At 46.9% G+C, this 15,222-nt stretch carries 10 protein-coding genes; 7 read left to right on the top strand and 3 right to left on the bottom strand.

Annotated elements, in window-relative coordinates:
- Positions 1–192 precede the first annotated feature (192 nt).
- From N646_RS16840 to fecE, 6 genes are all read left to right on the top strand, one after another.
- A complete protein-coding gene (locus tag N646_RS16840) occupies positions 193–2,229 on the top strand; it encodes a TonB-dependent receptor (RefSeq protein WP_005383467.1) in 2,037 nt (678 codons plus the stop codon).
- A 120-nt stretch (positions 2,230–2,349) separates the two neighbouring features.
- Positions 2,350–4,488, top strand: coding sequence for a TonB-dependent siderophore vibrioferrin receptor PvuA (gene pvuA / locus N646_RS16835; protein WP_017820091.1), 2,139 nt, complete (start codon positions 2,350–2,352; stop codon positions 4,486–4,488).
- A 151-nt stretch (positions 4,489–4,639) separates the two neighbouring features.
- A complete protein-coding gene (locus N646_RS16830) occupies positions 4,640–5,512 on the top strand; it encodes a Fe(3+) dicitrate ABC transporter substrate-binding protein FecB (RefSeq protein WP_017820092.1) in 873 nt (290 codons plus the stop codon).
- 74 nt (positions 5,513–5,586) lie between these two features.
- Positions 5,587–6,546, top strand: coding sequence for a FecCD family ABC transporter permease (locus tag N646_RS16825; protein ID WP_372034734.1), 960 nt, complete (start codon positions 5,587–5,589; stop codon positions 6,544–6,546).
- Positions 6,543–7,514: a FecCD family ABC transporter permease gene (locus N646_RS16820; RefSeq protein ID WP_017820094.1), complete on the top strand. Its 972-nt coding sequence runs from the start codon at positions 6,543–6,545 to the stop codon at positions 7,512–7,514. The genes N646_RS16825 and N646_RS16820 overlap by 4 nt, the downstream gene beginning before the upstream one ends.
- A 2-nt stretch (positions 7,515–7,516) precedes the next feature.
- Positions 7,517–8,281 carry a Fe(3+) dicitrate ABC transporter ATP-binding protein FecE gene (fecE, locus tag N646_RS16815; RefSeq protein WP_017820095.1) on the top strand — a complete coding sequence of 255 codons (765 nt, stop codon included), beginning with the start codon at positions 7,517–7,519 and terminating at the stop codon, positions 8,279–8,281.
- 118 nt (positions 8,282–8,399) lie between these two features.
- Here fecE and N646_RS16810 read toward each other — a convergent pair whose 3' ends face one another.
- Entirely contained in the window at positions 8,400–10,286 is a 1,887-nt protein-coding gene (locus N646_RS16810) for a methyl-accepting chemotaxis protein (protein WP_017820096.1), read from the bottom strand.
- Positions 10,287–10,650: 364 nt separating this feature from the next.
- On the opposite strand from N646_RS16810, the gene N646_RS16805 reads away from it, so the two are divergent.
- Positions 10,651–13,401 (top strand): M16 family metallopeptidase, encoded by a 2,751-nt coding sequence (locus tag N646_RS16805; protein ID WP_017820097.1) that lies wholly within the window; start codon positions 10,651–10,653, stop codon positions 13,399–13,401.
- Positions 13,402–13,488: 87 nt separating this feature from the next.
- Here N646_RS16805 and N646_RS16800 read toward each other — a convergent pair whose 3' ends face one another.
- Complete coding sequence (locus tag N646_RS16800; RefSeq protein ID WP_080659230.1) at positions 13,489–13,941, bottom strand: bactofilin family protein; 453 nt, start codon at positions 13,939–13,941, stop codon at positions 13,489–13,491.
- Positions 13,845–14,798, bottom strand: coding sequence for a M23 family metallopeptidase (locus tag N646_RS16795; RefSeq protein WP_005374721.1), 954 nt, complete (start codon positions 14,796–14,798; stop codon positions 13,845–13,847). The genes N646_RS16800 and N646_RS16795 overlap by 97 nt, the downstream gene beginning before the upstream one ends.
- Positions 14,799–15,222 lie beyond the last annotated feature (424 nt).

The raw sequence follows: 15,222 nt of genomic DNA, 5'->3' as shown, positions 1-15,222 counted from the left end.
TCTTCCAATGTGCCTCTCTCGAGACGGAGGGCAGAAGTTTCAGTATTTATTGTTATGATATTTGGTTTTTTTGTTGTTAGTTGTGTTTTTAGGGTAAATAAATATAGAGCATAAAATTAATATTGCAAATAGAAATAATATTTGTTCTTATTTCCATTCGTTGGCTTTATAACAACTAAACGGAATTATGGAATGAATAAATTATTGACCCTGACCCCCTTGGCGGTCGCGATTGGTTCTTCATTAGTAGCACCAAGCGCAGTGGCTTCAGAAGAGACGAACTCAACCCCATCAGCAACTGAAACGATTCAAGTCTTCGGTCATCAGTACGAAGGTTATGCTGAACACATGCCTCAATCAGGCACCAAAACCGATGTGGAATGGCTTGATGTGCCACAAGCGGTATCCGTAGTAACGAAAACAGAAATGCAAGACCGAGGCGCGGTGCGTTTAGTGGATGCGCTAGATGGGGTAGCCGGGGTCAATAACACCTTGGGCGAAGGCAGCCGCGATCAGTTCATGATCCGTGGTTTTGATTCACTCAACGATATGTACCGTGATGGCTTGCGAGATGACGGTACGTTGCAGTCTTACCGCAGCTTAGCGAACGTTGAACGCGTTGAAATTGTGAAAGGCCCTGCGGGTGCTTTGTATGGCCGTGGTTCGGCTGGGGGCATCATCAACTTGGTGACGAAACGCGCTAACGGTGAGAATTTTACTCACGTAAACGGTAGTGTAGGCAGCAACAACCAATATGTTGGTCAGGTCGACAGCTCAATGGCGTTTACAGATAAGGTCAACGGGCGTATTAACTTGGAATACCGTCAAGCCGACTCGTACGTTGATCATGTTGATTCAAACGATTTCTTCATTGCACCGACCATTCGTGTGTTACCAGCGGAAGGTCACACCATTGATATTGACGTGGAATACGCCCATCAAGAACTAGTGCCGTATCGTGGTGTGCCATCAAAAAATGGCAAGCCAGTTGATTTGCCAGTAAGCACTTACTTTGGCGGCACAAACGACTATCAGGAGTCAGACAGTCTCCGTATTGCGGTGGATTACGAATGGCGTCTGAATGATCAATGGGTATGGAACAACCGAGCGGCGTTCAACCATATCGAACTTGAGCAAAAAGGCACGCGTCAGGGCAAAGTGACGGGTAATGAAGTGTCTCAAACCGTCAACAACTTTGGTTACGATCCACGTACTACGACCACTTTACAATCTGAGTTGGTTTGGGAAACCAGGGACAATCAATTGATGGTGGGTGCAGATTTCAACCAGATCGATATCGACCTAACGTTGGCAAGTGACAAAACGCTTCCTCCGCAAAATATCTACGACCCAGTCGTTGGTCCAACGCCTGATCCGGGCTTTAAGCCATTTCGTGACAATACCACCACCACGACAGGTTTGTATGTGCAAGACGTCTATACGTGGGGTGACCTTTCTTTGATCGGTAACGTGCGTTACGACTCGATGGAACTCGAACAACAAAAAGCGGGCTCAGATAAGGAAAAATTGGATGATGACAAAGTCAGCTACCGTGCTGGTTTGGTATACCGCATCAATTCCGACACATCCGTATACGCCAGTTTAGCGCGCTCTTGGCAGTTACCGTACGCTGGTATCTACATCAATCCAAAATTGGCGGAATTCTTCCACACCGACTTAAAAGAGGTGGGTGCGAAAGCGTACCTTTTGGATAACGCATTAATGTTGAATGCGGCACTGTTCCAGATTGATCAAGAGCAACCACAAACTAACGTGGACGGCGATGTGATCGATAAAATTGAAGTGCGTCACCAAGGTATTGAATTAGAGGCTCGCGGTCAAATCACCAAACAGTGGGACATCTCTGTGGGTTACAGCTACTTGGACGCGGAAGACAAAGCCACAGGCAAAAAGCCGAACGATGTATCAGACCACTTGTTCTCTCTTTGGAGCACTTACCAATTGGATGACAACTGGCGTTTAGGCGGTGGTGTGAAGTACGTGGGCGACCGTTACGCAGGTAACGACGAAGCTGTCGCACTTGGCGATTACACAACGGTGGATTTGATGGCGGCGTACACCACTGGTCGTCATAAAATCCAAGCGAACGCTTACAACATTTTGGATGAGAAATACATTCTTGGCGCAACAAACGGCACGTCTGGCTTAAACCAGATTGGCTACGGCGCACCAGCCGAGTTTATGCTCAGCTACGGATATCAGTTCTAGGCTTTTTGTGCGTAGTTAGCGCCTGTTAGCCAATTTTTACCTCATATTGAGGATGTTTAGCCCCGAGAGCTTACGGGATGTATTCTGCCCGAGGCTCAATTTCTCGCAAAGGAGATCTTAATGTCTTACCAGAATTTGGATGGTAAAGTGCGTGTACGTGCTGGTTTGTCTACCACTTACAGTGTGCTTGCGATTGCAATCGCTTCTGCCACATCCATGAGCGCGGTTGCCGCTCCTGCTAAAACAGAACAAACTACCGCGATGGAAACCGTCGTTGTCACTGGTAGCGTGATTGGTAAATCTGAAATTGAAGACGTCAAAGAGTACCCAGGTGCTCGTACCGTCATTACCCGCGAGCAAATCGAGAAAACCGCCGCAGGCTCGATTGATAACGCGCTACAGCGCGTGCCGGGTATTAAAGTTCAGGATGAAAGCGGAACGGGCGTATTGCCCAACATTTCCGTACGTGGTTTGAAAGCAAGCCGTAGTGGTCATGCTCAGTTCTTGATGGATGGTGTACCGCTAACACTTGCGCCATATGGTCACACTGGTCAGTCTATCTTCCCAGCAACACTGTCGATGCTTGATCGTATTGACATTGTACGCGGTGGTGCTGCAGTACAGTACGGCCCAAACAACGTCGGTGGTGTGATCAACTTAGTGACCAAACCGATTCCACACACGTGGCAAACTGAAATCAGTAACCGCCTTACCGTGTTTGATGGCGGTGATGCGCCGCTGAATGATTTTTACCTACGCACGGGCGGCTGGTTAAGCGACACATTTGCACTACAGTTGGAAGGTAACTTCCTAAAAGGTGAAAGCTTCCGTGAACATTCCGATACGGACGTGAAGAACTTTCAAGCTAAAGCACAGTGGCTATTGAGTGACACTCAAGAGATTCAAGCATTCCTGCAACGTTACGATGCTGAAACGCAAATGCCGGGCGCACTTTCGCCACAAGACTACGAACAAGATCGTCACCAATCGAAACGTCCTTACGATGATTATGAAGGTAAGTCGACACGCTGGAGTGTTAAGTACATCCACGATTTGCCATTTGCCGACAGTGCCGAGCTAGAAGTGCTAACGTTTGGCCATAAGTCAGAGCGTCTTTTCAAGTGGGGCTTTAACAGCGCGGGTGGCCATTGGGCGGATCCGGCTCTGCCAGCGACGGACGTTCGTACCTCTCCACGTGAATTTACCGTGTATGGTATAGAGCCAAAAATGGCGATGTACTTTGGCGAAGGTAAATCCGTTACTCAAAACTGGATCGTGGGTACCCGTTATGTTAATGAAGACATTGACTACAAACTCACTCAGACTCCAATCGCCGGTGGTGCAACCAGCGTTCCGCGTGATTGGCATCTAGATACGGACGCGTTTGCTGGATACGTTAGCAACGAAATTGGTTTGTTCAATGATACATTGAAGGTAACGCCTGGGTTGCGTGTTGAGTCGGTTCGAATGACGTTTACCGATCGTGTTAAAAAACAAACGGCAGACAACACCGTGACGGAATGGTTGCCAGGTTTGACGGTGGCATACAACTTAACTGACCAGTGGGTGACGTATGCGAACGCGCAAAAATCACTTCGTGCGCCACAAATTGCCTACATCCGAGGTTTGGGTGAAGAAGGTAGTGAACTGGCTTGGAACTACGAAGTCGGCGCGCGTTACACCCAAGATGCGACCAGCTTTAACGCTGCACTTTATCGCATCGACTTTGAAGATCAATTGCAATGGCAAAGCTCAACGCAGACCTTCGATAACATCGGAAAAACACTTCACCAAGGCATAGAGCTTTCTGCTCGTTACGTGCCTGAAGCACTACCTGCACTGAGTTTAGGCGCAAGCTACAACTATCTAGACGCTACGCTTGAAGAAGAAGGCGCGAATAAAGGTAATCAACTGCCTTACACCTCTAAGCATCAGCTTGGTTGGGATGCAACCTACGCATTTTACGGCATGGACACCACGCTATCGGGCTTCTACTTTAGTGATTCGTATACCGATAACGCCAACACCAGTGCCGAAGATGCAACTGGCGCAACGGGTAAAGTACCATCTTACATGGTGTGGAACTTCAACTTGGGGACGGATTTATACAAAGACGACAAAGGCAAGTTACGCATGAATGTTGCGGTGAACAACTTGTTTGACGAGGAGTATTACTTCCGCGGGATTGATACAAGCCCAGTTGGTCGGTACCCAGCTCCGGGACGCTCTTACACACTGGATCTGAACTATCAGTTTTAAGCGTTTCGTTCACCGAGTTTGAAAAGAAAAGTCGCCAATTTACCTTGGCGACTTTGCCGATCTTAGGTAATGGAAAACTCTTAGCACTGGAAAAAAGCAAGATGAAAAATAAAAACAATTTACGATCAAACACTTTTCAACCGTTTTGCTGATGCTGTTGAGCTCAGCTTTGATGTCATTTAGCGCATTTTCTCAGGCGCGCAGCGTGCAAGATGAGCAAGGCACTTTTGAGCTAGAAGCGATACCTCAACGTATTGTGGTTTTAGAATTTTCGTTTGTCGATGCATTAGCGGCAGTCGATGTCTCACCTGTAGGCGTCGCCGATGACAACGATGCCACACGAGTCATTCCTGCTGTTCGTGCCAAGGTTGGTCCTTGGCAATCGGTCGGCATGCGCTCGCAACCGAGTTTAGAGGCGATTGCGGTGCTCAAGCCGGATTTGATCATTGCTGATGCAGAACGTCATCGCGCGATTTATCAAGATTTGCAGCGAATTGCGCCAACTTTGCTGTTAAAAAGCCGTGGTGAGACATATCAAGAAAATCTCGAATCCGCACACAAAATCGGCGTGGCAATTGGCAAACAAGCGAAAATGACACAACGCATTGAGCAGCACAAACAGACAATGGCGGAGTTCAAACAGCATTTTGCAACACAAGAAACCATTCAGTTTGGTGTGGTTTCTGACAAAGGGATGTGGTTGCATAGCCCGGTTTCTTACGCTGGGGGCGTTTTGAGTACGCTAGGCATCCAAAGCCCGCTGGCTCCATCTGAGCAAAAAGCGTATATCCCAACCAGTTTCGAACTTTTACTAAAAACCAACCCTGATTGGTTACTAGTTGGACTTTACTCTCAGCCAAATATCGTGGATGAATGGCGCAAAAATCCATTATTTAAGTTGCTAACTGCGGCGAAAAAGCAGCAACTGGTCGAAGTCTCTCCGGAACTGTGGTCATTAAATCGCGGCATGTTGGCGGCGGAAGAAATTGCCCGCAACCTTGAAGCGTTATTGGGGCGCTCATGAGTGCGTCGATAATCTCAGAAAGCCCGACTTCGGTTAGAAAACCGCATTGGAAAGCGAGCTTGTTTGTCTGTGCTATGGCGTTGTGTACGCTGTCAGGCTATACCGCCTCAATGATTGGCTGGTCTAACTTTTCTTTGAGCGTTAATGATCTGACAAGCTATTGGTTTGCGTTTGATGAGGGCAATATGCTGCATCAAATTCTTGCGACGTTGCGCGCTCCTCGCACCTATGCTGGGTTATTGATTGGCGCTTCGCTTGCGGTATCTGGCGTGCTGATGCAAGGGTTAACTCGCAACCCTTTGGCGTCGCCATCCATTCTCGGCATTAATGCTGGTGCGGCGTGTTTTATGGCCTTGGCCTCCATCGGCGCACCATTCTTTAGTCAATTGAACCCAATCATCAACGCGGTATTCGGCGCGCTACTAAGTGGTGGTGCGGTCATGTTGTTGGGTGGTTTTTTCTCTGCGCGTTCTCACCCATTGCGTTTGGTGCTGGCGGGCATTGCCATCAGTGCGTTGCTGATAGGGTTAACTCGTGCGTCGGTAATTTTGGCGGATGACATGGCTTACAGCGTGTTGCATTGGTTAACGGGTTCACTCTCTGCGGTAGATTCTGAGCAGTGGCAGCAACTGTGGCCTTTTGCGACTTTAGGTTTGGTGCTCGCCATGGGCTTAGCGCGAAACTTAAATTTACTCGCGTTGGGGGACGAAGTTGCTGTTGGGCTAGGTGGTAACATTCGTCTTACGCGATTTATCAGTGGTTTATCGGTTGTGCTGTTGGCAGGAACTAGCGTAGCGATTGCTGGACCAATTGGCTTTGTCGGGTTGTTAGTGCCGCACTTGGTGCGCCCGATTGTTGGTCACAACTATCACATTCTCATTCCGGTTTCCGCCTTGTGTGGCGCGACATTAGTGACGTGGTCAGATGCTTTATCACGCGCGATTGCTTTTCCGGCTGAAACGCCAGTGGGCGTGATTACCGCGCTGTTGGGCACACCTTGCTTTATCGCGATTGCAATGAGGAAATCATCATGATGAATCAAACCAAACTGTTTGCATTAGTTGGATTGTTGCTGACTGCGTCTTCTCTCACGCTGTTTGTTGGCGCGGCGAACATGTCGGCTCAACAGGTTTTTGCATTGCTGTTTTCTTTCTCTGACTCGGACTTTGTGATTCACCAATATCGATTACCGAGAATGTTGCTCGCCATTGGCGTGGGCGCTGGGTTGGGGCTGTCAGGCGTTTTAGTTCAAGGCGTCATCCGTAATCCACTTGCCTCACCAGATTTAATGGGGATAAGCGCCGGAGCAGGACTGGCCGCTACCGCTTGTTTGGTGCTGTATCCGAATGCGCCAGTGGCAATGTTGCCGATGGTCGCCATGGCGGGAGGCTTGCTTGCTGCTGGCTTTATTGCTGTGCTGGCTTACTGGTCGAAACCAACACCAGCACGTTTGGCGCTGATTGGTGTTGCTGTCAGCGCATTTTTAGCCAGCGGTATCGATTTTCTTCTGATTGTGCACCCTATCGAAATCAACACGGCGATGGTATGGCTAACCGGCAGTTTGTGGGGACGAAATTGGCAACAAGTGCCGTTTATTTGGAGTGCTCTATTGCTGCTACTGCCATTGGCGTTTTGGCTGGCATGGCGGTTAGATGTGATGGGACTGGGAGAAGAAAGCGCCACTACACTTGGCACGAAACCAAGACAGATCCAAATTCTTGCGTTGATTGCTGCCGTGCTATTGGCGAGCATCAGCGTGTCTGTGGCAGGCACGATCAGCTTTGTTGGCCTGCTTGCGCCGCATCTTGCGCGTTTGCTGTTTGGTCACAATCACAAGTTATTGATTCCTGCTTCTGCAACCCTTGGCGCGCTGTTGGTGATTTGCGCCGATGGTCTAGCGAGAGGCTTACAGCCACCAATTGAGTTGCCAGCGGGTGTGCTGACTTCTGTTATTGGCGCACCATATTTCATTTTTCTTTTGTATCGTTATCGAGGTTGGTAAGCATGTTACGAACGCAGAACTTATCCGTCGCGTACGGCAAACAGACCATCATTCCGGATCTCTCTTTGTCGATTCCTCAAGGTAAAATTACCGCGCTTGTTGGCCCAAATGGTTGCGGTAAGTCGACACTATTAAAAACCTTGGTACGCATCAATAAACCAGCTTCTGGCCAAGTGTTGTATGGCGACAAACCACTAAGCAGCTACGGTGATAAACGCTTGGCGCGTTCGTTGTCTTTGCTGCCGCAGATTCTTGTCAGTCCTGAAGGTATTACCGTCAGAAAACTGGTCGAATATGGCCGCTCGCCTTATCTCTCTCATTGGGGCCGGTTAAGTCAACAAGACAAGACCTTAGTCGAGCAAGCAATGCAAGATACTGGCGTGATTGAGTTTGCTGACAAGCCAGTTGAATCGCTGTCTGGCGGTCAAAGGCAAAGAGCGTGGATTGCGATGGTAATGGCGCAAGATACCGACGTAGTGATGCTTGATGAGCCAACCACTTACTTGGATCTTTCTCACCAAGTTGAGCTGATGAAACTCATGAGGCAGATGAACGACAAAGGCAAAACTGTGGTGGTAGTACTGCACGATCTAAACCAAGCGTGCCGTTATTGCGATCATTTGGTGGTGTTGGAAAAAGGTCAGTTAGTCACGCAGGGAACACCGCAAGAGGTACTGACAGAAGGTATGTTGGCATCGGTGTTTGATTTACAAGCGAGAGTATTTAACGACCCAATCTCAGGCACGCCGATGTGTGTGGCGGTGTAGGTCTTACGTCTTTCGAAAGCTATCTGCAATAAAAGCGTCGAGCCATAAAAATAAACCCCGCTAGTTATACATTTGCTAGCGGGGTTTGTTGTTTTTAAGTGCGTTCCTAACGTGGCGTTTAAGCCAGTTTAAACGTCGCTACTTTCGAGTTGAGATCCTCGGCTTGTGATTTCAGCTCAGCAGATTGATTCATCGATTCTTCGGCACCAACCACCAAGTGATCGGTCACATCTTTAATTGACGTGACGTTTTGCGTGATTTCATTGGTTACGTGCGTTTGCTCTTCGGCTGCGGTTGCAATTTGCGTTGCCATATCGCTGATCAACGCAACGGCCGCGTTGATTTCATCCAGAGCCAGTGCTGCGCGATCGGCATCTTCCACCGAACCTTGGGCAAGTTGAGAGCTTGTATCCATGATGGTCACAGCGCGTTGTGTGGTTTGCTGCAAAGTCTCGATCGTCGAGCGAATCTCTTCGGTTGAGGTGTGTGTGCGTTGTGATAGTACGCGAACCTCGTCTGCAACAACGGCAAAACCGCGACCTTGTTCACCTGCACGCGCCGCTTCAATCGCCGCATTCAGAGCCAGTAAGTTGGTTTGTTCTGCGATGTCTCGAATCGTTGATAGTACGGTTGAGATGTCTTGCGCGTGCTGGTTGAGCTCGCCGATGACAACGCTCGCTTGGTTGACTTCAGAAGACAAATTATTGATGGACGATTTGGAATTGATCACCAACTCATGACCATTTTGTGTGCTCGCTGAAGAGTCTTGAGCGGCTTTAGCCGTCTGCTCTGCATGTGCTGCAATCTCTTGCGTTGCCGATGCCATTTCGGTCACAGCGGTCGCCACCATAGTGATTTCTTGTTGCTGATGGTTCAGATCAGAAACCGATTGATTCGCGCGATTCGTGCTCAGCTCCGATTGTTGGCTCAGTTCTTCCGCTTGGTGACGAATGTGACCAATAAGTTGCTGCAAACTTTCAACGAACTGGTTGAAGTTTTCAGCCAGCTCACCAACTTCGTCACGGTTTTCTACTTTGATGCGTTGAGTTAGGTCGCCGCTACCGTTGGCGATTTGCGCAAGCGCATTCGAAACATTGTAGAGCGGACGGAACAAGATGTTACATAGCAGGTTAAACAAAGCCACACAGATAACGACGACGATAGTGGTTGCGATGATTTGATCCCAAACTGCATCGTAAAGTGGGGCAACCAACGAGTTTTGATCTAACACTGTGACCGTTGTGAGTTTGGTACCCTCTATGTGGCGCGCGTAAATCACATATTCGATGCCGTTAATAGAGACGCGACGTTCTGTACCTGAACGTGCGGCTGACGTAATGTCGTTGTTGTTGAGGCCTAGCTTGCTAACCGGTTGATTCAGCAGTTTACCGTTGTTATGAGTGAAAATATTGCCCTGTTCATTGGCAATAAACATATAACCTTCACCCGGTAGGATCACTTGGTTCAGACTGTTCAGGATATCACCGATCTCTACGTCAGCACCCAGAACGACGGTTTGATCATGCAATTGCAGGGCTTTACCGAGCGACACCACATTCGCACCAGTTGCAGCAGCAACGGTCGGGTTATCCATAAAGACTTTCGATGGGTTGGCGATTGCATTGGTATACCAACCCCACTTACGAGGATCGTTATTACCTGGTGGCAAAACCACCCCATTAGCGTTGTCTTGTGACCCGTCCGGGTAAGCGAGGAAAACGTTATCGAACGCGCCAGAGTCTCGGACTTGTTTCAAATGCGTAACCAGAGAACGTTTCTCTGAATCAGAAGAGAGTGAAGTCAGTGCGCGCTCTTTAGAGAGTAGCCAGTCCTTTACGTATTGATTGTAAGATGCGCTAGTGCTTTCTAGTCGCTGTGCGACTTCGACATCGAGCCTGTTTAATGAATCTCGAAAAGACAGCCCCTCTACCAGCACTCCCCCGAGAATGATGGCGGCACTGGCAGAGATTGCCAGTTTGTTTTTTAATGATAGATTTTTGAACATAAAGCGAATAATAGATCTTTGAATAATAGTTGTTGTGTTTTTATTCTCATCAGTGCTCTCTGCGCTGTTGAATATGCAGCAGAAAGTCAGATTCGAATCTGTTCAATAATTATATTTTATTGCTCAAAATAAATACTGACTCCATGTCGCGAATTTGAGTTTTACATCAAATAAGCAAAAGGATTTGGAACGATATTATTTATGTATTTGTAAAGTAAGGATTTGTCGATTTTTGTAAATGAGAATTGATTTCAATAAATGGTGATCTTTATCACATTTGCGTGTCTGATAATCCATTAAAAATGTGAAGGTTATAGCACCGGATATATATTGATTAGCTTAATCATTGTTATGGGCAATCGTTATGCGCAGTATATTGTTAGTCCCCGCGTTATTAGTGTCAGGGTGTGCTCTGATACAACAGTCGACGCCGATTCAACCTGACGCCAACTGGCACGTGGACCAGTTATCGAACGGTATGAAATACCATCTTTATCCAACAGAAGACCAAGAAGTCTCGGTCCGTTTGGTGATGAACATCGGCTCATTCCAAGAAACATCTTCTCAAAAGGGTTACGCTCACTTTGTTGAGCATATGGCGTTTAATGGTAGTGAGCATTTTACCGGTAACGACGTTGTCAAACTTTTCGAGCAATCTGGTGGTAGCTTTGGCGCTGATATCAACGCTTTTACCAGTTATCAGCAAACGTCTTACCAACTTGACCTTGCGAATAATACGAAGCTAGAAGATGCCCTGAAGTGGATGAGAGATATCGGTAACGGACTTGAGTTTGCTCCTGAGCAAGTAGAGAAAGAAAAAGGGGTGATTCTCGGGGAATGGCGACGTGCTAATCCGGATGATAAGTCCTTTTCTATGCATGCTTACCAAGCCTCGATTGAAGGCACTATGTATGGTGAGCATGACCCAATTGGTACTCGCGAAGCGATTCAAAACGCTTCCTCGAGTAAGTTAAAGGCGTTTTACGACAAGTGGTACCAGCCACAAAATGCCGAGTTGATTGTGACCGGTAATATCGACATAGATTCACTGTCCAAGATTATCAAAAGCAAGTTCTCGAACTGGGAAAGTACCTCGGATACGGTAATAGAGAAGCGCCGTGATATTCGAGTGAACAACGAAAACAGAATCTTGCCAAGTAACACGATGGAATCACCAAGTCTTCATTTAGTGATTGAGCGTGGTCTAAGTGGCGGTACGACGATTGAGCAACAACATGAAGTGTGGCGTGATGAAGTCGCAACACAACTCATTCAACAGCGTTTGATCCGTGTACTCAGTGATGCCGCTGAACCTTTTCAATACGCTTATGCAGAGCCCTATTACTCTAACTATCAGCGTATGATGTCGGCAGGGATTTCGTTTGCACCAGATCGCCGCGAACAAATGCACCAGACTTTCATTCGTACCTTGGCGTCGTTGAGAGATTATGGTGCGACTCAATCCGAGTTAGATAGCGTTATGTCAAATTGGCAAGGTGAACTTGCAAATATTGATTCAGATTGGAGTCAGCGTAAGCCAAACAGTTACGCAGAAGCACGTGTTTTTCAAATTGGACAAGACAGTGTCAGCCAATCAAAAGAGAATTATGCCCAGAGTTTGGCAGAATTCATCAACAACGAGAATTTAGAGAGCATTAACACACAATTGGATGCCTTGTTATCTCAGCAGCCAAGCTTTTTTATTGGTTTGGGGAAAAGCGAAACGTCAGAACAGTTCAATGGTGTATTTGCCGCTCTAAACAGTGCCTATCTTCAAACTGGCGAAAAACCGTTAGAGATGTATGACAAAGTGGATGGATTCTTAAAGCCTACCCAGGAAGGCAGCATCACGAGCATGCGTCAGGAAGCGGGTGGTTTTCAAGTCTATACGCTATCAAACGGTGTCGAAGTGTGGTTCCAAAAAGATACTAAAGCGGGTGGTCGAGCGTATATTTATTATGCGAGTCAAGGTGGTAAAGCCGCTGTTGATCCGACGTTGTATGCCGCTTATGAAATCGCAGCAACAACGGCAATACGCAGTGGGTTAGGGGCATTTTCTGGTTCAGAGCTAGATAGCTACTTACGCAAAAACAACATTGCGCTTGGCGCGATGCTTGATGCGACCAGTCACGGAGCGCAAATTACGGCGCCAAATACGCACCTAACTGATGCTTTGAATGGACTATACAACCTAGCGACGGAGATTAAAGTCGACGAGCGCCAGATGGCGGCAGCGAAGCAAGAGTTTAAACAGCAGAGCGGCGCTTTTTTTGAATCACCGATGGGAAAACTGATTCAAAAAGCAAACGGCAATTCTTATTTGCCGGGTAGTCGTCATCGTATAGTGTCCAGTGATGATGTTGAACAAGTGACTTCCGAGCAGATACTAGCGGTGCATGAGCAACTTTTCAAAACCAATGATGGTTTTAAGATGGTTATTGTTGCAAACGTAGAGCCGGAAGAAATTACACCACTTTTGCGTAAATATGTGGCCTCTATCGAAATGAAACCGAGTCGTTCGATTGATTATCACGTTGCGTTTAACCCGGAAGTGCCGGAGCGAACTGTGGTTTCGGATGGGCATGAACCTTCATCGTTGTATGTAATGCGTTTGACTAATACGAGCGATTACCAACGTACGGCAAGAGACACGGTTATCGAAGATATTTTGCAACGTATTAGTAATGCACGTGTTTTGGATATTGTGCGAGAAGAGTCTAGCCTTGATTACAGCCCGAGCATTTACACCATGACACAAGATCGCGAACCCATCTCTGATTGGCTCTTGGAGTCTCAAGTTGAGCCCGAAGACGTGGCACTTTTAGAGAGTAAACTGGGCAAAGTGTTTGATGGTTTAGCGTCAAATATTACCCAAAAAGAAGTGGATACGGCCGCGAAACAACTGGCAGTCGCGATGCAAGGATTGGATGACAACCCAGCACAGAGATCATGGGCATATACTCGTTATTTGGTGCATGATTACGGCGTCGATGTGTTGCTTGACGTTGAGAAAGTGGCTAAGAGTGTGACGTTAGATGAAGTGAAAGCGCATGCAAAATCAGCTTTTGGTCCACAAGCAAAACGCTCGGTGATGGTTTTAAATCCGGCCGAATAATCACGTAGTTTCTGACGAAAATCGTGGCAATAGTAATAAAAAAGACGGCGTGAAAGCCGTCTTTTTAAGCACTTTAATCAGAGCGTTTTATGCTGATTTACGCGCAAGTCGCTTTTCATTGTTGGTGTTGTTTTCTTTTGTGTTCGCACTGTCTTGAGCCTTACCCTTTAACGTTACCACTTCCTTTTCAGGTAATTCGGCTGCTTCACCAAAGAATTTGCCACCAGGTTCAATGCTGAGGTTATTGCTCCAGATCCTACCGCTTACGCGTCCCTTGGCAAGCACTTGAATGTGTTCTGCGTGACAGTTTCCGTCCATCATGCCGTTAATGATCAGCTGTTTAGCGTAGATTTCACCGTTTACTCGCCCGCTTTCTGCGACAACGAGAGTGCCTTCCACGTTAATTTGACCATCGACGATGCCATCAATCTGGACATCGTTTTCTACTTTGAGTTCTCCGCTAAGAGAACAGCCTTTGGCGATGAGAGTTGAAGCTGCTGAGCTACTCGTTGTTCCACTGTTTTGATTAAAGATTCCCATCGTATTCTTCGCTCCTTAGTAAAAATGTCTTCGAAATCATTAAGGCTCCAATCGACAAATGGTTTCGGATTCAGTGCTCGCCCAACAAATCGCACCTCGTAATGCAGGTGAGGGCCAGAAGAGAGCCCACTGTTGCCGGAAATTGCAATCAGCTGCCCTTTTTTGACGAACTGACCACTTTTTACTTTGAACGCTTTCAAGTGCGAATAAGAACTCGAAAAACCGAAAGAATGTTGTAGCCTGAGGAAGTTACCAGAGCCTTTATTACTGCGGCGGGTAACTTCCACTACCCCATCGGCAGGGGCATAAATTTTGGTACCGATATTTACGGCAAAATCGAGCCCACGATGCATTTTGGCAACTTTTGTCACCGGATGGATACGCTTACCGAATCCGGAAGATAGCCGTACGTTGCCGACTGGAGAACCACTTGGTATTTGGTTTAATAACACCATGCGAACGTTTGAGGTTATCGCCGCTGCATCGAGCCTAGCATCCAAGTTATTTGTCGAGGTATGTTCTCCAACCCCAAGCACTTTCTCTAATTCCCCCAAACGTTCCGAAACAAGTTGTACCCGTTCTTCCCGTTCTGAAAGGTCATTTTCTAGCTCTGATTTAAGTGTTTTCAGTGTGCTGAGCTCTTCACCCATGGTGCGTGAATGCTCTGTCAATTCAGCTTGTTTTAACGCTGCATTATCAACGCGAGTGTACAAGTGATGAATTAAGATTACGGTCGCGGCCAGAGCAACAACAAAAAAAACGAAAAACGTTTTTATGTTGCGTTGCATCCTTTTACTGAAGTACCAATGTCTTGAGCCATTGATAGTTGATATAGAGATCGTCAACTGGTCTTTCATCGTCTTCTATTGCTCGTATTTGGTATACGTCTCGTCACTGAGTTAGTAGGAATGTAAGGAAAACGAGTAGGGACCGCCAGAGGCAAATTGGAAAGAAGTGTCAGGTCGTGAGGCGTTTTCAGATATTAGATAAAAGACTCAATAAAGATTTAATATTCTGCTGATTTTGGTCGTAATTACTCCAAATCGCTTCATTTAACTGAATATTATGATTTTTAAGGCGGTTATCCGAGAAATTGGATTGTGAATATTGCCAATAGCATCCGCACGCAATTCAACTTACTTCACGGTTTGCCTTATAAATGTTGGATAATTTATCAAACCGACATTCATTACATCGATAACTTGTTTATGATAGCGGTTGATATAAAGCACTATTCATTGGCTTTAAACCTAAGCGTTACATTTCGTTTAGGAACACATA

Source organism: Vibrio alginolyticus NBRC 15630 = ATCC 17749, assembly GCF_000354175.2.
Lineage (GTDB): Bacteria > Pseudomonadota > Gammaproteobacteria > Enterobacterales > Vibrionaceae > Vibrio > Vibrio alginolyticus.
Note: the sequence above shows the minus strand (reverse complement) of the source record. Positions and strands in the feature narration are given on the sequence as shown.